This window comes from Mesorhizobium sp. M0514 (assembly GCF_040321145.1).
Classification (GTDB): Bacteria; Pseudomonadota; Alphaproteobacteria; order Rhizobiales; family Rhizobiaceae; genus Mesorhizobium.
Genome location: NZ_JAMYQZ010000015.1, coordinates 23450 through 45546, shown reverse-complemented (window position 1 = coordinate 45546; position 22097 = coordinate 23450). Strand labels below are relative to the sequence as shown.

General features: G+C 63.4%; 18 protein-coding genes and 1 pseudogene. 4 read left to right on the top strand and 15 right to left on the bottom strand.

All coding sequences use genetic code 11. From position 1 onward, the window contains the following. Positions 1–207 precede the first annotated feature (207 nt). Together NKI61_RS09095 and NKI61_RS09090 are read left to right on the top strand one after the other, a co-directional pair. Positions 208–1344: a vWA domain-containing protein gene (locus tag NKI61_RS09095; RefSeq protein ID WP_352839221.1), complete on the top strand. Its 1137-nt coding sequence runs from the start codon at positions 208–210 to the stop codon at positions 1342–1344. Continuing rightward, entirely contained in the window at positions 1344–2231 is an 888-nt protein-coding gene (locus NKI61_RS09090) for an amidohydrolase family protein (protein WP_352839237.1), read from the top strand. The genes NKI61_RS09095 and NKI61_RS09090 overlap by 1 nt, the downstream gene beginning before the upstream one ends. Positions 2232–2283: 52 nt before the next feature. On the opposite strand, the gene NKI61_RS09085 is transcribed toward NKI61_RS09090, so the two are convergent. From NKI61_RS09085 to NKI61_RS09055, 7 genes and pseudogenes are all read right to left on the bottom strand, one after another. After that, entirely contained in the window at positions 2284–2691 is a 408-nt protein-coding gene (locus NKI61_RS09085; RefSeq protein ID WP_352534406.1) for a carboxymuconolactone decarboxylase family protein, read from the bottom strand. Between the two features lie 244 nt (positions 2692–2935). Further along, positions 2936–4432, bottom strand: coding sequence for a sugar ABC transporter ATP-binding protein (locus tag NKI61_RS09080; protein ID WP_352597133.1), 1497 nt, complete (start codon positions 4430–4432; stop codon positions 2936–2938). Next, positions 4432–5481: an SMP-30/gluconolactonase/LRE family protein gene (locus NKI61_RS09075; protein WP_352710906.1), complete on the bottom strand. Its 1050-nt coding sequence runs from the start codon at positions 5479–5481 to the stop codon at positions 4432–4434. Before NKI61_RS09075 ends, NKI61_RS09080 begins: the two co-directional genes overlap by 1 nt. Beyond that, positions 5478–7601 (bottom strand): ABC transporter permease, encoded by a 2124-nt coding sequence (locus tag NKI61_RS09070; protein WP_352839220.1) that lies wholly within the window; start codon positions 7599–7601, stop codon positions 5478–5480. The genes NKI61_RS09075 and NKI61_RS09070 overlap by 4 nt, the downstream gene beginning before the upstream one ends. 78 nt (positions 7602–7679) lie before the next feature. Further along, complete coding sequence (locus NKI61_RS09065) at positions 7680–8705, bottom strand: sugar ABC transporter substrate-binding protein (RefSeq protein ID WP_023668177.1); 1026 nt, start codon at positions 8703–8705, stop codon at positions 7680–7682. A gap of 60 nt (positions 8706–8765) precedes the next feature. Continuing rightward, positions 8766–9752, bottom strand: a complete 987-nt coding sequence (locus NKI61_RS09060; RefSeq protein WP_023668176.1) for an ABC transporter permease — start codon at positions 9750–9752, stop codon at positions 8766–8768. A 272-nt stretch (positions 9753–10024) separates the two neighbouring features. Beyond that, positions 10025–11457, bottom strand: a pseudogene (locus tag NKI61_RS09055) (DHA2 family efflux MFS transporter permease subunit). A gap of 109 nt (positions 11458–11566) precedes the next feature. On the opposite strand from NKI61_RS09055, the gene NKI61_RS09050 reads away from it, so the two are divergent. Both NKI61_RS09050 and NKI61_RS09045 read left to right on the top strand, forming a co-directional pair. Beyond that, positions 11567–12568, top strand: a complete 1002-nt coding sequence (locus tag NKI61_RS09050) for an ornithine cyclodeaminase family protein (protein WP_352839219.1) — start codon at positions 11567–11569, stop codon at positions 12566–12568. Continuing rightward, positions 12565–14073, top strand: coding sequence for an HAL/PAL/TAL family ammonia-lyase (locus NKI61_RS09045; RefSeq protein WP_352839218.1), 1509 nt, complete (start codon positions 12565–12567; stop codon positions 14071–14073). Before NKI61_RS09050 ends, NKI61_RS09045 begins: the two co-directional genes overlap by 4 nt. On the opposite strand, the gene NKI61_RS09040 is transcribed toward NKI61_RS09045, so the two are convergent. The 8 genes from NKI61_RS09040 to NKI61_RS09005 form a co-directional block, all read right to left on the bottom strand. After that, the gene (locus tag NKI61_RS09040; RefSeq protein WP_352839217.1) at positions 14074–14877 is read right to left on the bottom strand and encodes a 3-methyl-2-oxobutanoate hydroxymethyltransferase; all 804 of its coding nucleotides are present in this window, start codon (positions 14875–14877) and stop codon (positions 14074–14076) included. It abuts the gene before it with no gap. Positions 14878–14963: 86 nt separating this feature from the next. Next, positions 14964–16055 carry a fatty acid desaturase family protein gene (locus tag NKI61_RS09035; protein ID WP_352839216.1) on the bottom strand — a complete coding sequence of 364 codons (1092 nt, stop codon included), beginning with the start codon at positions 16053–16055 and terminating at the stop codon, positions 14964–14966. Between the two features lie 18 nt (positions 16056–16073). Next, on the bottom strand, positions 16074–16988 hold the full coding sequence (locus NKI61_RS09030) for a sugar phosphate isomerase/epimerase family protein (protein ID WP_023668170.1): 915 nt from the start codon (positions 16986–16988) through the stop codon (positions 16074–16076). 54 nt (positions 16989–17042) lie between these two features. Continuing rightward, on the bottom strand, positions 17043–18131 hold the full coding sequence (locus NKI61_RS09025) for a Gfo/Idh/MocA family protein (RefSeq protein ID WP_352839215.1): 1089 nt from the start codon (positions 18129–18131) through the stop codon (positions 17043–17045). Positions 18132–18234: 103 nt separating this feature from the next. After that, positions 18235–19302: an ABC transporter ATP-binding protein gene (locus tag NKI61_RS09020; RefSeq protein WP_352839214.1), complete on the bottom strand. Its 1068-nt coding sequence runs from the start codon at positions 19300–19302 to the stop codon at positions 18235–18237. Further along, the gene (locus NKI61_RS09015) at positions 19302–20090 is read right to left on the bottom strand and encodes an ABC transporter permease (RefSeq protein WP_352839213.1); all 789 of its coding nucleotides are present in this window, start codon (positions 20088–20090) and stop codon (positions 19302–19304) included. Before NKI61_RS09015 ends, NKI61_RS09020 begins: the two co-directional genes overlap by 1 nt. Then, complete coding sequence (locus NKI61_RS09010) at positions 20090–20959, bottom strand: ABC transporter permease (RefSeq protein ID WP_352839212.1); 870 nt, start codon at positions 20957–20959, stop codon at positions 20090–20092. Before NKI61_RS09010 ends, NKI61_RS09015 begins: the two co-directional genes overlap by 1 nt. Before the next feature lie 66 nt (positions 20960–21025). Further along, positions 21026–22087, bottom strand: coding sequence for an ABC transporter substrate-binding protein (locus tag NKI61_RS09005; RefSeq protein ID WP_352797077.1), 1062 nt, complete (start codon positions 22085–22087; stop codon positions 21026–21028). Positions 22088–22097 lie beyond the last annotated feature (10 nt).

Sequence of the window (22097 nt, the reverse complement as noted above, 5' to 3'; positions counted from 1 at the left end):
GAGGTGGCCTCACCTGGGCACTCTGCAACGCTGGCGGGACAGCGCCCCCCTCTGTCCTGCCGGACATCTCCCCCACAAGGGGGGAGATCAGCCGTCATCCTGGCTTTCGCCAATCTCCAGCGGCGCAGAAAGAACCGAAGCGCCGAAGCCGCCAATCTCCCCCCTTGAGGGGGAGATGTCCGGCAGGACAGAGGGGGGCGCGAAGGAATGATGCGTCAGGGAACCCTTCCTCTCGCCTCCGCGCCCTTCCTCCACTTCGCCCGGCTGCTGCGCCGCCACGCCTTTGCCGTCGCCCCCGAGCAGGTCTCCAGTTTCATGCAGGCCATAACCCTGCTCGGCCCGCGCTCCATGGCCGACATCCGCGAGGCGGCGCTCGCAACGCTTGCCCCCCCGCCCGATCGCCGCGGCGAATTCGAGGCGCATTTTCGCAATCACTTCCATGGCGATGGCCAACCCTCGATCGAAGGCGAGGAAGACGAGGAAACCCGCATCAAGGACGATCACGGCACGCGCCAGGAGGAGAAACAGACCACGCGCCAGGAGAAAGGCGGCGAGCTGTCGTCGGCAATCGAACAGCTCAGCAGCCGCGACTTCCTCCGCGACGACGATGGCCTTGGGCCCTTCCGCCGCAAGCTCGCTTCAGCCCTCCCCGCACGCCGCTCATTCCGCACCGTGCGCACCCATTCGCGCGGCAAGCTCGACCTGCGCCGCTCGCTCAGGGAAATCGTCAGCGCCGATGGCGATATCCCTGAGCCGCAGCTCCGCCGCCGCCAGACGGTGCCGCGCAAGCTGCTGATCCTGATCGACGTCTCCGGCTCGATGAAGCTGCACACATCGGATTATCTCAAACTGGCGCACGCCGCCGTACAAGCTGCTGACCGTGCCGAAATCTTCACCTTCGGCACGCGGCTCACCCGCATCACGTCCGCACTGCGTATCCGCGATCGCGACCAGGCTCTCGCCCGCGCGGCGGCACTCGTCGACGACTGGGACGGTGGCACGCGCATGGGACCGACCCTGCTCGCCTTCCTCTCGGTGCCGCGTTTCTCAGCTTTCGCCCGCGGTGCTGCTGTGATCATCCTGTCGGACGCGCTGGAGCGCGGCGACCATGCCGATCTCGAGACCGCAATGCGCCGGCTGAGCGCCCGCGCCTTCAGGCTCTCGCTGGCCACACCGCTGGCCGGCGACCCGCGTTTTCTTCCCGCCACGGCAGCGCTCCGCGCCATCCTGCCTGATCTCGACGATCTCATCGACGGCTCGTCGCTCGGGAGTCTCACCGATTTCATCCTGTCGCTCGCCCGCCCGGCCCCGGCGGCGTCGGCAATCTGGAAAAGGGTATCGTGATGCAGAAAGCCATCGACGCGCATTTCCACATCTGGCGCCAGCAGGACCAGCCATGGCTGGTCGGGCCGATGGTGCCGCGCATTTTCGGCCCCTACGAACCCATCCGCCGCGACTACCCAATTACGGAATTCCTCGAAGACCAGAAAGACTCCGACGTCGAAAAGGCCGTCTATGTCCAGACCAACTGGGCCAAGGAGGATTTCGAAAAAGAAGTCGCCTTCCTGCAGAAGACTGCCGACGAGACCGGCTGGCCGCATGCCATCGTCGGCTATGCCGACATGACCGTCGACGACGTGCGCCACCAGATCGACCGACTTATGAAATACAAACTGTTGCGCGGCGTGCGCATGCAGTTGCACTGGCACGAGACGCCGGCCTTCCGCTTCGCTGCCTCGGCCGATCAGGTCATCGACCCCAAGGTGCGGGCCAATGTGGCGCGGCTGAAAGACTATGGCCTGTCCTTCGACCTGCAGCTTTTCCCTGCCCAGATGAAGGACGGGCTGACGCTGGTCGGCGAGAACCCCGACACCAATTTCATCCTCACCCATGCCGGCATGCTGACCGGCATGGAGGCTGAGACGATCGAGGCCTGGAAAGCCGGCCTGAGTACGCTATCAACAGCGCCGAACTTCTACGCCAAGCTGTCGGGCCTCGGCACCTTCGCCCACCGCAACGATCCGGCGTTGATTGCCTACATCGTCGACAATACCATCGACATTCTGGGCGCTGACCACCTGATGTTCGGCTCCAACTTCCCGATCGAAAAACTCTGGACGACCCATGCCGAACTGATCGAGGCGCACCGCGCCGCGGTGGGCAAGCACGGCGCAACTGCCGAGGCCGATATCTTCTGGAACACGGCGGAGAAGGTGTACCGGCCGGTGTAGAGCGGGCGCCGTCCCTTCCCCCGCAAGGGGAGGAGGCAAGGCGCGCGACTGCCTACTTTAAGTCGAACTGCGGATCGACCGGAATCTGCATCGCAGTCACCAGATGGTTGGTCTGCCCGGCCAGCCCGATGATCGACACCAGCTCGCCATGCTGCGCATCGGTCATGCCTTTGGCGCGGGCAGCTGCCGTATGCGAGTGGACGCAGTAGGAGCAGCCATTGGCGGTGGATACAGCGATGTAGATCATCTCCTTGGTCAGCGGGTCGATCGCGCTCTCCGTGGCCATCACCACCTTCACCTGGTCCCATGTCCGTTTCAGCAAGGCCGGATCGTTGGCCAGCCCGCGCCAGAAATTATTGACGAAGTCCGACTTGCGCGTCGCGCGGATGTCGTCAAACACAGCCTTCGCAACCGGGATTCTTTCGACCTCGGCATCGCTGAGGAGTTTTGTGGCGGCCATGGCGTTTCCTTTCGTTGAATCGGTGGATCAGGTCGTTGAATCAGGTCTGGAGCAAAGACGGCTAACCAACTTTTCTGATTCGGTTTTACGCGCGGAACCATGGCGATTGGCCGAGGCATCTCAGCTTGGTCATTCACGGGCGAAGCAGGCGCGAAGCGCCGTCGCGGAGACCCGAAGACGACGAAGGCGCTGAGGCCTTCGCCAATTGGTGACCTATGCGCACCGTCAAACACCGACCGGCAACCTAGTGCACTGCCGCATACATGATCTTCTCCTCCGTCGCCTCCGCCGGCGAGAACTCCTCCACGATGCGCCCCTGTCGGCACACCAGAATCCGATCCGACAGGTTCATGATTTCCGGCAGGTAGGACGAGATCACCACCACGGCCAGCCCCTCATCGGCCAGCCGGTTGATGATCTGGTGGATCTCGGCGATGGCGCCGACATCGACGCCGCGCGTCGGTTCGTCGAAGATGACGATGCGCGGCTGCTGCACCAGCCCCTTACCGATCACCACCTTCTGCTGGTTGCCGCCGGAAAGTTCGACCACGCGGGCATTGTCGTTGATCGCCTTGATGTTCAGCGTCTTCGTCCATTCAGCGGAAAGCGTGCGCATCTCCTGCTGGTTGATCACCCAGGCCTTTTCGCGACCCGCCGCCAGGAGCCCGCCGAACAAATTCTCGGCAATGCCCATCGTCTCGAAAATGCCCTCGCTTTTGCGGTCCTCGGTAACATAGACGATGCCGTCGGCGACCGCTTCGCTCGGCACGATATAGCGCACCGGCCTGTCGTCGAGTTCAATCGCGCCACCGCGCAAAAAATCGCGCTTGTAGATGCCGGAGACGATCTTGAAGGTCTCGGTACGGCCGGAGCCGATCAGCCCGAACACGCCGGTGATCTGTCCCTCGAAGATCGAGAAGGAGGTGTTGCGCACGACATTGCTCATCGAAATGTCCTGCACCGACAGCACCTTCTTGCCCGCCTTGCGCAGCCTGGCCTCGTCGCGCTGGCGATAGATCTGTCCCGACAGCGTACGCCCGACCATGGCGGCGACGATCTTATCGCGGTCGAAGGCCGAATTGTCGTCGGTGATCACCAGTTCGCCATCGCGCAGGATTGTGATGCGGTCGGCGATCATCAGCGCCTCTTCCAATGCATGGCTGATGAAGACGATCGAGACGCCGTTCGCCTTCAGCCGCCGGATCAGCGCGAAAAAGTGCCGCTTCTCCTCCGGCGTCAGCGTCGCCGTCGGCTCGTCGAAGATGATGATCTCGGCATTGTGGTGAACGGCGCGCGCGATTTCGACCATCTGACGCTTGGCCGCGCCCAGCGTCGCCACCATGGCGTTCGGGTCGACCGGAAAGTTCAGCGATTGCAAAAACTGTTGCGCCGAAATGTAGGTGCCGCGCAGCCGGTTGAGAAACTTTTCGGTGCCGAGATAGAGGTTTTGCGCCACTGTCATCGACGGCACCAGGCTGGTCTCCTGGAACACCATGGCGATGCCGGCCTCGAGCGCCGCATGCGGCGAGGCGTAGGCGATCTCGCGGCCTTTGTGGAACATCTTGCCGGAAGTGGCGTCGACGACGCCGGCAATGATCTTGGTCAGTGTCGATTTTCCGGCGCCATTCTCGCCGAGCAGCGCGTGGATTTCGCCCTTGCGCAGTTCGAAGCTGACTTGTCTGACCGCGGGCACGCCGCGATAGTTTTTGGTGACGTTTTCCAGGCGCACGATCGGTTCCATCAGAGACCTCCTGCGTCGATGGCCAGCACGCAATCGCCGCCCCTGGAGGCGATGAACAGGCGGCCGTCCTTCTCCGCCACGCTGCAGATGCCGTGGCGCGTGCCGTCGGCGCGGCTGTGCAGGCTGAATTGCGGCTGCATGGTCCGGTCGAGCTTCACCACCAGCCCATAGGAGCGGCTCGGCGACCAGGGCTTGTGGATGCCCATGGTGCGGATGCCGCCGCATTGCAGCGGTTCGAGGAAGCTGCGATTGGAGGCCAAAGCCGGCGCAATCCAGTAGGCCGGCGCCACCTGGTCTAGCATGTCGCGCCGATAGTGGGTTTCCTGGAGAACGAATTCGATCAGCCGGTTGCGTGGCGCGAACAGAGCCAGCCACGCGCCGCCATCGCCGGCCGGCGCGAGGCGCGCGGGATAGCCGGGCAGATGCGTCAGCATGGTCGAGCGGCTACCGGTCGCACCATCGAAGCGAACGAGCTGATGGCGCCAGCTTTCGCTGACCAGCACATCCCGCCCAATGGGATGCAGCCCATAGGGAAAGGCGATATCGCCGGCCACTTTGCGGAACTCGGCGGCGGCCGCGTCCCGCCTCCAAAGCGAACCGGACGCGCCCTTCTTCATCAGGTCGGCGGCCCATTGCGACGGCGTGTGCTCAGCCGAGCCATTGGCCAGCCACAACGTGCCGTCGTCTGCATAGGCAAGCGCGGTGATGCAGCTGACGCCGGCCGGCAGCGAAACCTCCTTGCCGGCAACCAGCAGCTTGCCGCTCTCAAGTCCGACCGTCAGTTCTCCCGACAGTGATAGAGCCAGCGCAGTGATGTGGGAAGGAAAGGTCTCGACAACCTTCGGCTCCACTCCTGCGGCAAGCGAATAGATGGCGTTGCCGCTGGAAGCGAGCAGCCGGCCATCGGCAACCAGCAGATTGTCGGGCTCGATCAGCCCGGCAAAAACCGGCGCATCATCGAGCCGCGTGTTGGGCCGGAAGGCGCCGTCGAGCGGTGGGATGGTCACCGCCTTGCCACGAAACAGGTCGAGCACAGGATCGAGGATCATGGCTTCGCTCCCCAATAAGAAGCGGAACTGGTCCAGTTCGGGTCGGCGCCCGCAATCTTGTAGCGGCCGATGCGGTTGTTAAGGATGCCGCCGACGAACAGGAAACCCTTGTGCTCGCGCATCGAGGTGACCATCGGATGCGCGCCGCCGGTGAGGTCGCCCATCGCCTCGATAATGCCGCCCTTGTCGTTGAATTTCACCACGCCGCCGGTGTTGATGTTGGGGAACAGCCACTCGTCCTGCGGCAGCCGGCGCGTCATGCGCTTGCGCATATCAGGATGGCGCAGCGACAGGTCGAAGCTCGGCGTGCGCATGCCGAGCCATGCCATCCAGTAATTGCCGTCGGAGGCGCGGTTGACGTTGTCGGGATAGCCCGGCATGTCGCGGATGACGCATTCGGCGGCGCCCGCCTTCGGCCCTTCCAGCCAGTAGCGATGCACGCGGCAGGCCCAGCTCTCAGCGAAGAACAGCGACTTGCCGTCATGCGCCATGCACACACCGTTGGTGTAGCGGTAGCCGTCGAGCAGTGTCTTCGTCGAACCGTCCTTCGGGTCATAGACCAGCAGCCGGCCGGTGGCGCGGTTCTCGATCGAGTCCAGTGCCCAATCGTGGGCGTCATAGCGCTTGGTGGAGTCAGTGAAATAGATGCGCCCGTCCGGCGCGATGTCGCAATCATTGGGGTCGCGCAGCCGCGCATCGTCGACGATCGAGGTCCAGGAGCGCGACGTCTCGGCCGACAGGCGCTTCACTTCCCGATCCGGCGAGACGGAATAGAGCCCCATGGCGCCGACGCAGCTGATCAGATTGCCCGATTTGTCGAAGGCCAGGCCCAGCGGAAAGCCGCCGATGTGGGCAAACACCTCCGATTTCACATAGTCCGGCGCGAAGAAGCGGACGATCTCGCCATGGCGCGTGCCGCAATAGAGATGATCGTCGCGGTCGAGGATGACGTCTTCCGGCCCTTCCAACTCGCCGAGCCCGATATGGTCGGCCGCCGACAGCCGGTTGTCGAGCGCGTAGGGCGTGCCTGAGCCCGGCACCGCAGACTGTGTCTCGCCCATCTTGAGATAGACCGGCGCGACATAGATCTCGTTCAGCACCTTATGGCGGTTCTTCAGCCAGCGGATGTCGATCGTCACCGCCACCGCCAGCATGATGCCCAGCACCATCTGGTTGGTGCCGGTGCCATAGCCCAGCCGGATCAGCCCGTTGGTCATGGTCAAGACGATGATGGCGCCCATCAGCCCCTTGATGACCGAGCCGCGGCCACCACCCAGGCTGACGCCGCCGACCACCGCCGCCGTCAGCGCCATGATCTCCAGGTTGAGGCCGGTGCCCGGCCCTGCCCCACTCAGGCGGCAAGCGATCAGGAAGCCGCCGATCGAGGCGCAGAAGCCGGAAAAGACATAGGTCATGAACACGGTGCGGCGCACGCGAATGCCGGCATTATGCGCCGAGCGCCTGGAGCCGCCGACCGCCAGCACATGCCAGCCCGGCCGTGAGCGCGTCAGCGCGATATGGGTGACGATGGCAAGAATGATCGCCAGCCACACCGAGACCGAAAGCCCCCAGAAGGTGCTGTCGCCGATGAAGTCGAGCACATCCGATGTCGCCTGGGAAAGCTGCACGTCGGCGGCATAGGTGGTGACGAGAATATCGAACAGCGCCCGGCCGAAGATGAACGTCACCAGGGTGGTGAGGAAGGCGCGCAGCCTGAGGTAGCCGACGAGGTAGCCGTTGACGGCGCCGAAGATCAGGCCGGTGGCGAGCGATGCCGCCAGCGCCAGCCAGATAGACTGTTCGAGAATGAAGAAGACATAGACGGCGGAGAAGCAGGACAGCGCGAAGATCGAACCGACGGACAGATCGATGCCGCCGCCCAGCATCACCACCGTCATGCCGGTGACCACCATCGAGAACTCGCCGAGCTGGCGGGTCGATTCCTGTAGCGAGGTCAGCTTGAAGAAGCCGGGAATGATCGAGCCGAACACGCTGAGCGTCGCCACCAGCGCCAGGAACGGAATGGCGTTGTCGGTCCAGCGTTTTGTCAGGATTTCGCCGACCAGATGGTCGGGCACGAGATTGTAGCGCCAGGACTGGAGGCGTTCGCGAAAGGACATCGGCGGCTGCTATTCCATGAGGGAACGAGGTGACCGGATTGTCCAGTCACCTCGTTTATTTCAGTCGAAAAGCGCGGCTTACTTCGCCGCCGCTTCGGCCTGCAGCGCCTTCAGGTCCCAGCAGCTGTCGGGCTTGAGGTCGGCTTTGGTCGTAGCCTTCTCCAGTGTGTAGATGTAGGTGTGCGACGTGCCGGCCGGCTGGCCGCTCTGCAGCAGGAACTTGATGATAGCGTTCATGTCGCCGGACTGGCGGGCAAGGTCTGTCATGACAACGGCGCCATAGGTGCCGTCCTGCAGCTTGTCGCAATCGGCCGCCTTTTCGCCGCCGCCGGTGGTGACCAAAAACACCTTGCCGTCGAGCTTGGCGTCGCGGATGGCGGCGGATGCGCCGGTGGCGTCGCCATCCCAGAAGTCGATGATAGAGCAGATGTCCGGGTTCTGCTGCAGCATTGTCGTCGTCACGTTGCGCGACGTCGTCGGATCCCAGTTGGAGTCGGGCTTGGCCACGACTTTGAAGTCGGGGTGCTTCTCCAGCACCTTCATGATGCCGGCATACTGGTAGAGACTGGACGAGTTGGCCTGATCACCCTGCACAAGGCCGATCTTCTTCGACGAATTCTCGCCGCAGCCCTTGATCGCCGCTTCGGCCTCGAGTTGGCCGAGCCGGTCCCAGTCACTGCCCACAAAGGCGTCGGCCGGGAAGTTGGCGGGATTGTCGACCAGTATGACGTAGGTGCCGGCGGCCTGCGCCTTCTTCATCAGCTTGGAATAGGAGTTGAGGTCCGGCGCATGGATGATCAACACGTCCGGCCTTGTGTCGGACGAGATCGCGTCGGTGATCGCCTGTGCACCGGCATCGACGACCCAGTTCGGATCGCGTGTTTCGAAGGTGCCGCCCCAGGCCTCGACTTCCGTCTTCAGATAGTGCGACCAGCCCTGCGCAAGGTCGAAGCCCATCGCCAGCGGCACCAGCATGACGCGCTTGCCCTTGAGCGCCTGCGCGTATGCGGCCGGGCCCGGATCGTCGGCGGCGAAGGTCGGCGCGACGAAGGCGGTAGCGGCCAGCGCCGTGGCGGCGGCCATCAGTGTTCTGATCAGTTTCATGTCACATCCTCTGTTTTTCACTTATTGCCGGCCGGTCGGCATGACCCGGTCGGGTACCCCTTAGATGTCGCCCTGCTGCGCGGTCTGTTCGTCACGCGGATTGATGATGCCGTCGACGATGATGGCTCCGAGCAGGATCGCCGCCTTGATCAGGTTTTGATAGAGCAGCGGAATGTCGATGATGGTCATCGCGTTCGACAGGATGCCGATAAGTGCAGCGCCCACCAGCACATTGCGCACCCCGCCCCGCCCGCCGGAAAGGCCGATGCCGCCGATCACCGCCACCAGCACGATGTCATAGAGCAGCGTCGAGTTGACGACGCGGGTGTTGATCGAGTGCAGGCTCGACGCCGTCAGCAGGCCGGCGATCAGCGCGACGAAGGCCGAAACCACATAACGCAGCACCAGCATTGGCCGCACCGGAATGCCGATGTTGCGCGCGGCGACCGGATTGTCGCCGGCGAAATAGATGTAGCGGCCCCATTTGGTGTAGCGCAGGAACAGGAAGAACAGGAAGGCGAGCCCGGCGAAGACGAACACTTCGATCGGAATGTCGAGGAAACGCAGGCCGCCGAGCAACTCCACCCAATGGCCCTGAGGCACCGGCACCGCATCCTGTGTGATCAGTTGCGAGCGGACATAGCCGAAGACGAAGGAGCCGGTCGCCAGCGTCACGAAGATCGCCGGCACGTCGGCATAGGCGACGAGAAAACCGTTGAGCAGGCCGATGGCGAGCACGCCTGCCAGCACATAGGCGAAGGCGAGCCCATCAGGCGTTCCGGCGTTGAGCAATTGCAGATACCAGGCGACCGACATCGCCATGATCGCCACCGCCGACAGGTCGATGCCCCTGCCGATTATGACGACCGCCATGCCGAGCGCCAAAATGCCTAGCACCGACACCGAGCGGACGATGGCAACGAGATTGTTGGCAGCGATGAAACCAGGCAGCCCAATGGCAGCGGCGACGAACAGCACCACGGCGATGGCAAAGACAATGCCTTCCTGATTCAGGCTCCTGACATTTGGCCAGCCAATCGTGTTCATGTCTGCATTCGCCCCGATGGCAGCTCTGCCACCCCTTCCGAAGAAAGCTAATCGGCTCGGCGCCGCTTCGTCAAATGAATCCGCGCTCGGAACACCCGTTGGCAGTGATAATCTTCCAGTGGACGCACCGATTGCTAGAACTGGCGCAATGCTACGAAAAGGCTGCGCTTTTGGCATTTGGTTGCGCCATTGCGCGTATGCGCGAAGGTGCCGTTCTGAGGCGAAAGCACAAGGCGGAATTAATTGCCGCCTGAGCGGCGAAAATCGCGAATTCAGGTCCTGGACGTGTGGCCTGAAACTTCGGCGCCTGCACCGGGCGGCAGCACGAGGAACCGCAACGCCGCCACCAGCCCGATGGCGCCGATGATTAGGAAGGCGATGCGAAAATCGACGAGGTCGAGCGCCGGCCGGTCCCTGACGATCTGCGACAGGTTGAGAATGGCAGCCGCCACCGCCACGCCGAACAGCATCGATATCTGCTGCAGCATGGACGACAAAGTCGCCGCCGAGCTGCGCTGCGCGGCATCGATGTCGGCGAAGGCCAGAGTATTCAGCGCCGTGAACTGCATCGAGCGCGTCAGGCCGGCGATCAGCATCAGCATCACTACCAGCGCCTGCGGCGTTTCGGGCGAGATCGCCGCGCAGGCCATGATCGAGGCCGAGGCGATCAGGCCGTTGACGACCATGACCGTGCGAAAACCAAAGCGCCGCAGCGTCGGCGTCGTCACCGTCTTCATGCCGAGATTGCCGAGGAAATAGGCCAGGATCATCAAGCCGGCATCGACCGGCGAAAGGCCAAAGCCGACCTGAAACAGCAGCGGCAAAAGGAACGGCGTGGCGTTGATCGCCACGCGAAAAATGGTGCCGGCGGCAAGCGTCGAGATGGCGAAGGTCTGCACCCTGAACGCGCTGAGATCGAGCAGCGGATGCGGCGCGCGCCGGAGATGCCGCACCGCCAGCCAGCCGATGACGATACCGGCGGCAATCAGCAGCACGGCGGGCAAAGCGCCGTCTTCCGGATGTGCGATGCGCTCAAGGCCGTAGAGCAGCAGCGCGAGCCCCAGCGACGTGAGGAAAAACCCGGCCAATCCAGCGGCTTGGGATCGGCCGCGCGGTCGCCCGGAATGAAGCGCGCGACCAGCGCCAGCCCGACCAGCCCAAGCGGGATGTTGATGAAGAAATTCCAGTGCCAGGAGAGATAGGTTGTGATGAAGCCGCCAAGCACCGGCCCGACCACGGGCGCAAACAACGCCGGCCAGGTGATCAGCGCCGTGGCGTTGAGCAGCTCCGATTTCGACGCATTGCGCAGCACCAGAATTCGCCCGACCGGCGTCATCAGCGCGCTGCCAAGGCCTTGCACGACACGGGCGGCGACAAACTGGGTCAGATTTTGCGAGAAGCCGCAGGCCAGCGAGGCCAGCGTGAACAGTACGATCGCCAGCAGGAAGATGTTGCGCGCGCCGAAGCGGTCGGCAAGCCAGCCCGACAGCGGCACGAACACTGCCATGGTCAGCATATAGGCGGTGATGCCGATGCTCATCGCCACCGCCGGCACGCCGAAGGATTGTCCCATCTGCGGCAGCGAGGTCGAGATGATCGTCGAATCCAGCAGCTGCATGAAAAACGCGATGGCGACGATCAGCGCCACGCGCCGCGCATTGCTGGCGGTTGCGGCGGAGGCCTCGGTGTCGGGAACGGCAGTCATGGCGAACCGCGTTGAACAGCATATGGCTGGCCCCGTCCAGAGCTTATCCAACAAACTTCCGTGTCGGCTCGCAGCCTGTTATGGATGGGCGGGCGGCCAAGGAGATTGCATGAAGCCTATCTATATCGACTACCTCAATGGCCTCGATATCGAAGCCCTGGAGATGACCGACGGCGAAATCATTGCCGCTGTCGAAGCCGGGCTTATCGCGCAAGGCAATGGCCAGACGGTGATCCAGCCGCGCGTCCATCTTGAACCCGACCCTTCCTTCCATGGCCATTTCAACGTTCTGCGCGGCTACGTTGCGCCGCTCGATACGGCGGGCGTGAAAATCGTCGGCGACTATGTCGACAATTATCTGCACGGGCTCCCTTCAGAATTTGGCATTCTAAACCTGTTCGATCCGCGCACCGGCACGCCGCGCGCCATTCTCGACGCCACCGTCATCACCGATATGCGCACCGGCGCCGTCACCGCTATCGGCGCCAAACATCTGGCGCGCAAGAACTCCAAGGTGCTGGCCCATATCGGCGCGCGCGGCACCGCCTACTGGAATGTGCGCCTGCTCGACCATCTCTTCGACTTCGACGAGATCCACGTTCATTCGCGCCGCCCGAAAAGCCGCGACGGCTTCGCCGCCAAACTCTCCGCCGATCTCGGCAAGACCGTCACGGCGGTCGCCGACTGGGAGAGCTGCGTCAAGGGCGCCGACATCGTCGTCGAGGCCTCGCGGCTGCCGGAGCCGCAGCCGCTGCTCAAGACCGAATGGATCAAGCCCGGTGCGCTGGTCGTGCCCTATGGTACGATGAGCGCGGTGGAGCTGTCATTGACCGACATCATGCAGAAAATGGTCGTCGACGACTGGGGCCAGTGCAAAGGCGGCAAGTTCGGCTCGCTGCGCGCCCATGTCGAGACCGGGCGGCTGAGCGAAGCGACGCTGCACGCCGAGCTCGGCCAGATCGCTGCCGGTCTCAAGCCGGGACGCCAGAGCGACGACGAGACGATCCTGTTCTGGCATCGCGGCCTGTCGCTGTCCGACATTGCGCTGGGCAAGGCGATGCTGGCCAAGGCTGCTGATAAAGGCATCGGCCAGAGGCTGCGCTTCGCATGAGCGCGCTCGTCCTCACCGGCGCCGGCGTCAGCGTCGAGGATGTCGCGGCGGTCGCCCGCGCCGGCCGCAAGGTGGAGGTTGAGCCTGCTGTCATCGAGAGGCTCGACAAAGCGCGAAAAGTGCTCGACCAGGTCGCCGCGTCCGGCCAGCAGATTTACGGCCTCAACACCGGGCTGGGCGCCAATCTCGGCACGTCGGTCGAGGGCGATGCCAGCGCCTTCCAGCGCCAGTTGCTGGAAGGGCGAAGCGGCGCTGTCGGCGAGCCGCTGCCGCAAGAAGCGGTGCGGGCGACCATGTTTGCCCGTGCCGCGATGTTCTCTGTTGGCGGTTCCGGCATTTCGCCGGCGGCTTTCACCGCCCTTGTCGATGCGCTCAATGCCGGCGTGCATCCGGTAATGCCGCAGCTGGGCTCGATCGGCGCCGGCGATCTCGTGCTGATGACGGCGCTCGCCCGTCTGCTGACCGGCGACGGCGAAGCTGACTATCAGGGTCGGCGCATGCCGGCGGCCAAGGCGTTGATGATGGCGCGGTTGGCTCCGATCAGCCTGGCGCCGAAAGACGGCCTGTCGCTGATCAACGCCTCGGCGGTTTCAACCGGCAGCGGTGCGCTGGCGCTGGCCGACGCGCTGGCTGCCTTTGTGCAACAGCAGCAGGCGGGAGCGCTGACCATGGAAGGGTTTGGCGCCAACCGCACCATCCTCGATCCGCGCCTGCATCTGGCGCGGCCGGCAGCCTGCCAGCAGCTGGCGGCCAGGGGCCTGCGCGACCTGCTTGCCCGCGACGAAGAGCCGGCGCCGACCACCTTGCAGGACCCGTTGTCGATCCGCTGCATGCCGTCGATCCATGGCGCGCTGATCCAGGGGATCGACCAGGCGCGGCTGGCGCTGGAGATCGAACTCAATGCCGCCGCCGACAATCCGCTGGTGCTGGGCGATGACGGGCTGGTTCTGTCGACCGGCAATTTCCACACCGCATCGCTGGCACTTGCCTTCGAGACGCTCGGCCTGGGGATCGCGCAATGTGCCGCGGCAAGCGTTGCCCGCTTGATCCAGCTCGCCGGCTCCGGCCGCAACGGCCTGCCGAAATATTTGTCGCCGGTCGGCGGCGCCTCGGCCGGTTTCGTGCCGCTGCAAAAGACGGCAACGGCAATCCTGGCCGGCATCCGCCACAAGGCCAATCCGGTGATGCTGGATTTCCTTCCCGTGTCCGAAGGCGTCGAGGACCATGCGACGCAGACCCCTCTGGCAGTGTCGAAATGCGCCGAAATGATCGCGCTATGGCGCCGGCTGATCGCCTTCGAACTGATGGCCGCCGCGCAAGCCGTCGATCTGCGCGATAGCCTCAAGCTGGCGCCCGGCACCGCAGCGATCCATGCTGCGGTGCGCGCGCATGTGGCGATGCTGAGGGAGGACCGGCCGCTGGGAACGGATGCCGAGGTACTCCATGCCATGCTCGCCGACGGAACATGGCAAGGTGCAGCGATGATCGGCAAGGAGGCCGAGTAGTCAGCCCTTTGCGTCCACCCGTTTCATGAACAGGCTGAGCTCGGCCGGATCCATGCGCACGACATGCCTGTCTTCCGGATAGGCGCCGCTATCGACGTCGGCAACGTACTCGGAAAACGCCGCGACGCGTTCGGCCTGCAGGCGATCGTACTCGGCGGCGAAGTTGCGGTATACCTTGGAATGGCGCGGCATGTGGCCCCGGTTCTGGCCAAGAATATCGTCGGCGAACAGATACTGCGCGTCGCAGCCGGTGCCGGCACCCATCGACAGCATGATCAGCGAGGTCCGTTCTGAGATCGCCTTCGCCACCTCGACCGGCACCACTTCGATCTCGGCGCCAAGCGCTCCAACGGCCTCATACTGCTTGACCGCCTCAAAAATCTGCATGGCGGTGTCGGCGGTCTTGCCGACGGCCTTGAAGCCGCCGGTCCAGGTGGCGCGGGACGGAATGAGGCCGACATGGCCGATCACCGGAATGGCATCGTCGGTAAGCCGCTTCACGGTGGCAAAGCCGGCGCTGCAATAGACCGCATCGGCGCCGGCCTTGTAGAGCCGGAACGCCCAGCGCAGGAAATCGTCTGCCGTTCCGATCTCATAAAAATTCTCGCCCGGCATGGTGAACAGGCTGGGCGCCGCATCGCGATACTCAGGGTTGAGCACCAGCTCGGGCGGCACCGAGACGATATCGACCCCTGCCCGCTCGGCAGCCTCGGCCTCGTCCATGGTCAGGACGCGCAGCATGGTCAGCTGGCGCTTGCCCTTCATGGCGCGCAGATCGGCGACGGTCGGTCTCTTTCGGCTCATCGGGATGTCCCTGTTGGCTGGTTGCTTTTCCCGGTCACCTTACCGGCCCCGTAACAGGCCGGATAGAAGGCGGGCTGGTTTATTCGCTACTCGGCCGCCGCCGACATATCGAGCTCGTGAAATTCACCGCGATAGGGCCGCGCCGTCGGCGGCAATTCGCGCTTGAGGAAATAATCCTCGTACCGCAGCTGCTTCAGCAGCACCGGCCAGACCTCGCGATAGGCATGCCACATGGACGGGTTCGCCGCCGGCAGGTCGTGCTTGATCAGCTCGTGCAGCCTCGGCAGCGCATGGTAGGGCACCATCGGAAACATGTGATGCTCGACGTGGTAATTCATGTTCCAGTAGATGAAGCGGCTGACCGGGTTCATGTAGACGGTGCGGGTGTTCAGCCGGTGGTCGACGACATTGTCGGCCAACCCGATATGCTGGAGCAGGCCGGTCAGAACCATGTGCCAGCTGCCATAAAGACGCGGCAGGCCGATCAGCACCAGCGGCAGCCATGAACCCAGCGCGATCGCGAGGGCGATCGTCGCAACGTACACGGCGACATGCCAGCGCGCCGCCGTGATGGCCTTGCCCTGTTCGGTCTCAGGAATGTAGCTCTTTTCGTCGTCCGACAGCTTGCCCAACGCCTGGCGCGCCAGGATCGGCAGCGAATAACGGAAATCGAGAATGCCGGTTAAGGCAAGCGCCGCCTTGACCAGATTTGGCGGCCGCATTACCGCGATCTCGGCGTCACGGCCGACGATGATCGTGTCGGTGTGATGCCGCACATGGCTCCAGCGCCATTGCACCGGATTGCGCACTACCATGAAGCTGGCGATTTCGTAGATCGCATCGTTCATCCAGCGTGTGCGGAAAGCGGTGCCATGGCCGCATTCATGCCAGCGCGAGTCGCTCGACGATCCATACAGCACGCCATAGACGAGCAGGAACGGCACCACCCACCACGTGCCCCAGAACCAGATGATGCCGGCGGCCGAGCCCAGGATGGCTGCGATCCAGATGATGGTATCGCGGATCGCCGGCCCGTCGGAGCGCTGCATCAGTTCCTTCATTGCCTTGCGCGGCACGTCGGTGTGATACCACTCGGCCGAGGCCAGCCCGGTCTCGATCGCCCGGCGGGTGCTTTCGCCGACCAGGCCGTAATCGCGCTTTGTCTTGGCCGTCGGCATCACCGTCTCGCCCTGCCCTTAGAGACCGTTGGCGCGGAATTTCCCGTCGAGGAATGTCTTTGCGCGCGGCACGTCGTCCTCGGTCAGATGCTCGATGATGACCGGGATGTTCGGGTGCTTTTCGCTGAGCCGCTTCAGATAGAGGTCGTAGTTGAGCGAGCCGAGACCGGGCGCCGGCAATTCGATCTCGCCGACGCCGCGGAAGGTCAGCCCCTCATGCGCATCCGCATCGCCGATATCGGCATGCTTTTCCGTCTTGTCGCTGCCGGAGCGTTTCACATCCTTGGCATGCGCGATCCGGATCTTGTCGGCCAGCGTGTCGAACACCTGGTTTAGCACCTGGTCCATGCGGTCGATATTGTGCGCCTCGAAATAATTGGTCGGATCCATCAGCAGGCCGAGGCCCGGATGGTCGACCTGCGCGAACATTTTGACCGTCTCCTCGACCGAACCGACGACATTGTTGACATAAGTTTCGAGCAGGAACACCGCGCCATGGTCGTAAGCCGTCTGGGCAAGATCCGAGATCACCTTGCGGCATTCCTCGAAGCCTTCCTCGGTCTTGTTTTTGGGATGATGCACCCAGTCGGATTCGGTGTTGTAGGTGCCGGTCTCCGAGATCACGTAGGGCGAGCCGAAGTCGCGCGCATTGCGGATGATTTCCTTGAGATAGCCGACGCGCTTCTCGCGCTCGGATTTGTCGGGATGGATGATGTTGGTGTAGCCCGAGATGCAGCAGACCGGCAGATTGTGGTCGCGAAACGTGTCGCGCACTGTCCTCGCCTTGTCCCCGGTGATCTGCCCGGCCGTGAGATCGACATCCCTGAAATGCATGTCGAGCTGCACCGTGTTGAAGCCGAGTGCACGGATGCGGCGGGCGGCCTCGGCGAGCTCATAGGGGAAATAGCCGGTGAATATACCTGCCTGCATCATGATGTGAACTCCTCCCTGTGAGCGATTCAGCCGCCACGCTATTCGGCGGCATGTTCAGTCGATCGATATCTCGGACAGCTTGACGGTGCGGCCTTGCGCCATCGAGCGGTAGCCGGCCTCGACCAGCGCCATCGTCTTGACGTTGTCGGCAACCGATAATGCCGGCGGCGCGCCTGTCTTTACCGCATGCTGCAATTGCTCCATCACGCCGATGAAGGCATGCGGGAACCACATCGTGTCCCAGATCGGGCTGACCCACTTGCCATCCGTCGTCTCGGTCGACGCATAGGTCAGCGTCGAGGCAGCGCCTTTCGGCCAGCCGATGGTGCCCTTCGCGACACCCTTGGTGCCGTCGACGCGCCAGTTGATGTGCTGGTCGTCCAGATAGCCCTCCTGGCGCGGTCCGGACCAGACATCCTCCAACGACACGGCGAGCACGCCGGAGGGAAAGCGCAGCGTCGAGACGGTGATGCCGTCGCTATGCTCGAATGTCGTGCGCGGGTCCTTGCGTGTCAGCGTGGTGATTTCCGAGGGATCGCCGAACAGGAAGCGCAGCACGTCGAGATGATGCACGCTCATATTGGCGAGCGTCAGCCGGTCGTAGTCCTGAAGGAAAGTCTGCCAGTGCGGGATCGCATGCATGTCGATCTGCGCAAAGACGATGTCGCCCAGTGCGCCGCTGTCGATGATCTGCTTCAGAACGCGCATCGACTGGTCGTAGCGCATGTTCTGGTTGACCGAGAGGATCTTGCCGGACTTTGATGCTTCGTCGCGCAGCTTCACGGCTTCATCGACCGACAGCGCCAGTGGCTTCTGCGCCAGGATCGCCTTGATGTGAGGCTGCTTCAGCGCATGGCGGATCAGCGCCGGCTGCTGGTCGGGCGGAAAGGCAAGGTCGACGATCTCGATCTCGGGATTCTCGATCAGCTGTTCCGGCGTGTCGTGCACGGTCGGGATGTCCCAACGCGTGGCGACCTTCTGCGCATTGGAACGGGTCCGCGAGGCGATCGCCATCACGTTGAACCCCGCTTCGCGATAGGCTGCCAGATGGCACTCGGCCATGATCATGCCGGCGCCGATGCAACCGATCCGATATTCGCTGGTGCGAACCCTCACATCCGGCTCGAAACCCTGGCCTGCCATCCATTCCTCCCTTGGACGACAGGATATAACGCCATGGCCGGCCCATCAGCCAAGGTCCGCTCCATCAATTCCCATCAGAACCATGCCGGGGTGACGGTGCGAACTAGTTTGCGGCAATCAGCACGGTGCTTTCCGGCGACCAGCTGAGCACCACATCCTGGCCCTCGGCCAGCCGGTCACTGCCGGTATTTTGGACGATGACTTTTAACGTCTGGCCGGCGCGCTCGACGAAATAGGTGCTGTTGTTGCCGGCGAAAATGCGCTTGGAGATCTGGCCCTTCAGAGCGTTGGCATTGGCCGCATCCGCAACCCCGGCATCGGTCGCGATGCGAATGCGTTCGGGACGCACGGCGCAGCTGGCCTTCGTACCGGCGGCAAGCCGATCACCCACCCCGGCGGCGATCGCCGTGCCGTCAGGCAGCCGGATGCCGTTGCCGGTCGCATCGCCGCGAAAAATGTTTGCGTCGCCAAGGAAGGTGGCGGCGAATTCGCTCTTCGGCCGGTCGTAGATTTCCTCCGGCGGCCCTTCCTGCACGAGCCTGCCGTCCCGCAATATGCCGATGCGGTCGCTCATCGTCAGCGCCTCTTCCTGGTCGTGGGTGACGAAGATGGTGGTGATGCCGATCTCGCGCTGGATGCGCTTCAGCTCGATCTGCATGTCGACGCGCAGCGCCTTGTCGAGCGCGCCGAGCGGCTCGTCGAGCAACAGCACGCGCGGCTTGGTGACGATGGCGCGCGCCAGCGCCACACGCTGGCGTTGGCCACCGGAGAGCTGGTGCGGCCGGCGCTCGCCGAGCTTGCCGAGTTGGACGAGATCGAGCGCGCGCTGCACTTCGGTGGCGATCGTCGCTTTCGTTTCGCCGCGCACCGACAGGCCGAAGGCGACATTGTCGGCAACGCTCATATTGGGAAACAGCGCATAGTTCTGGAACACCATGCCGATGCGCCGCTTCTCGACCGGGACGCGTTCCACACTCTCGCCGCCGATGGAAATGCGCCCGCTATCCGGAAAATCGAAACCGGCGATTTGCCTGAGCAGCGTGGTCTTGCCGCTGCCCGAGGGGCCAAGCAGCCCATAGAAACCGCCATCGGCGAAATCGATGGAGACGTGGTCCAGCGCCTTGTGCGCGCCAAAACTGCGGGAGACGTTCGATACCTGCACGCCGGCCATTATTTCTCTCCGCCGAATTTGAAGAAGCGCGCCGTGAGCAGCATCAGCGCCATCGACACGACGATGATGATGGTCGAGACCGCGTTGATCTCGGGCGTGAACCCCTTGCGGATCGCGGCGTAGATTTCCACCGGCAGCGTCGTCTGCCCCGGCGTCGCCAGGAAGTAGGAGACGACGAACTGGTCGAACGACACGGCAAATGCGAACAAGCCGCCGGCAATGACGCCGGGCATGATCCACGGCAGCGTCACACGCCTCGTCACTTGCCACTGGTTGGCGCCGAGCGAGCGCGCCGCCTCTTCCAGCTCCGGTGCAAAAGTCTGCAGCCGGGCCGAGACGACGACGATGACATAGGGCAGCGCCAGCGCCACATGGCCGAGCAGGATGGCGAACAGGCCGCGGCCAATGCCGACGCCGAAGAAGAAGATCAGCATCGCCGTGCCGGTGATCAGCCACGGAATGGCGATTGGCGGAAACAGCAGCGCCTGCAGCACTTTCTTGCCGCGGAAATCATAGCGGAACAGCGCTAGCGAAGCGGCCGAGCCAAGCACCACTGAGATGAGCGTGGTGATGACCGCGATCTCGAGGCTGTTCCAGGTCGCGGCGATGAGCTGGTCGTTCTGCCAGAGCGAGGCATACCATTCCGTCGTCCATTCGAACGGCAATTGGTAGAAGGGCGAGACGTTGAATGACATCAGCGCCATAATGATGATCGGCAGATAGAGGAAGACGAGCAGCAGTCCGATGTAGAAGCGGCCTAGTCCTTCGAGGATGCGGGTCGTCATCATCAAGCAGCCCTCCGCAGCACCGGCGAGGCAACCGCCAGGATCACCAGCACCACCGCCAGCAGGATGAAGGAAAGCGCCGCCCCCAGCGGCCAGTTGAAGACGGCGACGAACTGGTCCTCGATCACCGTGCCGTAGAACGTGCCGGTGCGGCCGCCGAGAATGCGCGGCTCCATGAACGAGCCGACGACCGGCACGAAGATCAGTGCCGCACCTGCCACCAGGCCGGGCATCGACAGCGGGATGATCACCCGCTTCAGCACCTGCAGCCGCGAGGCGCCGAGCGAACGTCCGGCCTCGATCAGCGAGTCATCGATGGCCTGCAAAGTGAGGTAACAGGTCAGCACCATATAGGGCACGTAGGAGTGCACCAGGCCGATGATGACTGCGGGGTAGGAATACATCAGATCGATGTTGATCTTGAACGGCAGCACGGCGTTGAGTGCCGTGTCGAGGATGCCGCCCTCGCGCAGCACCATCGCCCAGGAGAAGATGCGCACCAGCCCGTTCGACCAGAATGGCAAGATGACCAGCAGGAAGATCGCCTCGCGGCTGCGCCCCTTCAGCACCTTGGCCAGCACATAGGCCGCGGGATAGCCGATGACGACGCACCAGAGCGTCACCTCAAGGCCGAGCCGAAGCGAAGCCAGCAGCAGCGTCAGGTACAGGCTCTGCGAGAAGAAGGCGGCGTAATTGCCAAGGGTGAACGCCCACGGCTTTCCCGACAGCGGCAGGTCGGTCATGAAGGAGAAGAATACCATGGCCGAGAGCGGCAGGAAGATCGCCACCATCAGCCAGAGATAGGCCGGCGCCAGCAGCGGCAGGGCCGATCTCAGCCCGCTGCGCGACGCGACCGCACCCTGTACTGCCATGATACCCTCCTCCCCAGGATTGAAGGGCCAGCCGGCGCCAACCGCCGGCTGGTCCGGACGTGAGCGTTACTTCACGTCGACTTTGAGCTGCTGCCACAGCGCCAGATAGGCCTCGCGCTGCGCGTCGGTGATCGGCGCCTGGAACTGGATGCGCTTGGCCACCTCGGGATCGCCCATCACCTTGCGGTTGAAGGAGTCTTCAGGCAGCGCTTCCACCGCCTTGGTGTTGGCCGACACCGGAGCGCCGACCTTGGTGACCCATTCGACATAGAATTTCGGATCGATCATCCAGTTGATGAAGGCCTGCGCACCTTCGACATTCTTCGAGCCCACCGGGATCGAGAACGCGTCGAGCCAGGCGACGGCGCCTTCCTGCGGAACGACCAGCGAGACCGGCAGCTTGAAGTGGGTCTTGGCGCGATCGGCCGAGCCGCTCCAATAGGTGCCGATGTCGATCTGGTTGGAGGCGACCATCTGGTTCCAGTCGTTCTCCGAACTCCAGAACGTCTTGATCTGCGGCATCAGCGAGGTAAGCTTCGCCTTGACCGCTTCCATATCCTTGATGTCGTTGATATTCTGGCCGGTGGCGATGGCGCCGAACTGCACCGCTTCGACAGCGTCGTCGCGAATGACGACCCGGCCCTTATGCGCTGGGTCCCACATTTCGGCGATCGAGGTCGGCGGCTTGTCGAAGGACTTTTCGTTGATGGCCAGCGCCGTCAGGCCCCACACCCACGGCACGCCATAGACCTTGCCGTCATGGTCGAGCATCGGCGATTGCGCCTTGTCCTTGCTGATGTCGGCATAGTTCGGCAGCTTGGAGGTATCGATCGGCTGGATCAGCTTTTCCGCCATTGCCTGATCGTTGAAGGCGGCGTTGATCATGACCACGTCATAGAGGCCCGGATTGGTGCGGATCTTGGTCAGCATTTCCTGTTCGGAATTGAAGAAGTCGTTGACGACCTTGTTGCCGGTCGCCTTTTCGAAGGCTTCGATCGCCCACGGCTCGTCGGCGCCGTAGCCCTTCCAGTTGAGCACATGCACTTCGGCGGCACTGGCGGCCAGCGTGAGCGCGGAGGTGATGACGGCGGTCGCCGTCAGCAGGGCAGTCAGTCTTGGCATGCGCATGTTCGTTCCT

Excerpts from the sequence above, each read along its gene's own strand:
- NKI61_RS09095 (WP_352839221.1), top strand. The coding sequence starts at position 208 with ATGATGCGTCAGGGAACCCTTCCTCTCGCCTCCGCGCCCTTCCTCCAC.
- NKI61_RS09090 (WP_352839237.1), top strand. The coding sequence starts at position 1,344 with ATGCAGAAAGCCATCGACGCGCATTTCCACATCTGGCGCCAGCAGGAC.
- NKI61_RS09085 (WP_352534406.1), bottom strand. The coding sequence starts at position 2,691 with ATGGCCGCCACAAAACTCCTCAGCGATGCCGAGGTCGAAAGAATCCCG.
- NKI61_RS09080 (WP_352597133.1), bottom strand. The coding sequence starts at position 4,432 with ATGGAACCGATCGTGCGCCTGGAAAACGTCACCAAAAACTATCGCGGC.
- NKI61_RS09075 (WP_352710906.1), bottom strand. The coding sequence starts at position 5,481 with ATGATCCTCGATCCTGTGCTCGACCTGTTTCGTGGCAAGGCGGTGACC.
- NKI61_RS09070 (WP_352839220.1), bottom strand. The coding sequence starts at position 7,601 with ATGTCCTTTCGCGAACGCCTCCAGTCCTGGCGCTACAATCTCGTGCCC.
- NKI61_RS09065 (WP_023668177.1), bottom strand. The coding sequence starts at position 8,705 with ATGAAACTGATCAGAACACTGATGGCCGCCGCCACGGCGCTGGCCGCT.
- NKI61_RS09060 (WP_023668176.1), bottom strand. The coding sequence starts at position 9,752 with ATGAACACGATTGGCTGGCCAAATGTCAGGAGCCTGAATCAGGAAGGC.
- NKI61_RS09050 (WP_352839219.1), top strand. The coding sequence starts at position 11,567 with ATGAAGCCTATCTATATCGACTACCTCAATGGCCTCGATATCGAAGCC.
- NKI61_RS09045 (WP_352839218.1), top strand. The coding sequence starts at position 12,565 with ATGAGCGCGCTCGTCCTCACCGGCGCCGGCGTCAGCGTCGAGGATGTC.
- NKI61_RS09040 (WP_352839217.1), bottom strand. The coding sequence starts at position 14,877 with ATGAGCCGAAAGAGACCGACCGTCGCCGATCTGCGCGCCATGAAGGGC.
- NKI61_RS09035 (WP_352839216.1), bottom strand. The coding sequence starts at position 16,055 with ATGCCGACGGCCAAGACAAAGCGCGATTACGGCCTGGTCGGCGAAAGC.
- NKI61_RS09030 (WP_023668170.1), bottom strand. The coding sequence starts at position 16,988 with ATGATGCAGGCAGGTATATTCACCGGCTATTTCCCCTATGAGCTCGCC.
- NKI61_RS09025 (WP_352839215.1), bottom strand. The coding sequence starts at position 18,131 with ATGGCAGGCCAGGGTTTCGAGCCGGATGTGAGGGTTCGCACCAGCGAA.
- NKI61_RS09020 (WP_352839214.1), bottom strand. The coding sequence starts at position 19,302 with ATGGCCGGCGTGCAGGTATCGAACGTCTCCCGCAGTTTTGGCGCGCAC.
- NKI61_RS09015 (WP_352839213.1), bottom strand. The coding sequence starts at position 20,090 with ATGATGACGACCCGCATCCTCGAAGGACTAGGCCGCTTCTACATCGGA.
- NKI61_RS09010 (WP_352839212.1), bottom strand. The coding sequence starts at position 20,959 with ATGGCAGTACAGGGTGCGGTCGCGTCGCGCAGCGGGCTGAGATCGGCC.
- NKI61_RS09005 (WP_352797077.1), bottom strand. The coding sequence starts at position 22,087 with ATGCGCATGCCAAGACTGACTGCCCTGCTGACGGCGACCGCCGTCATC.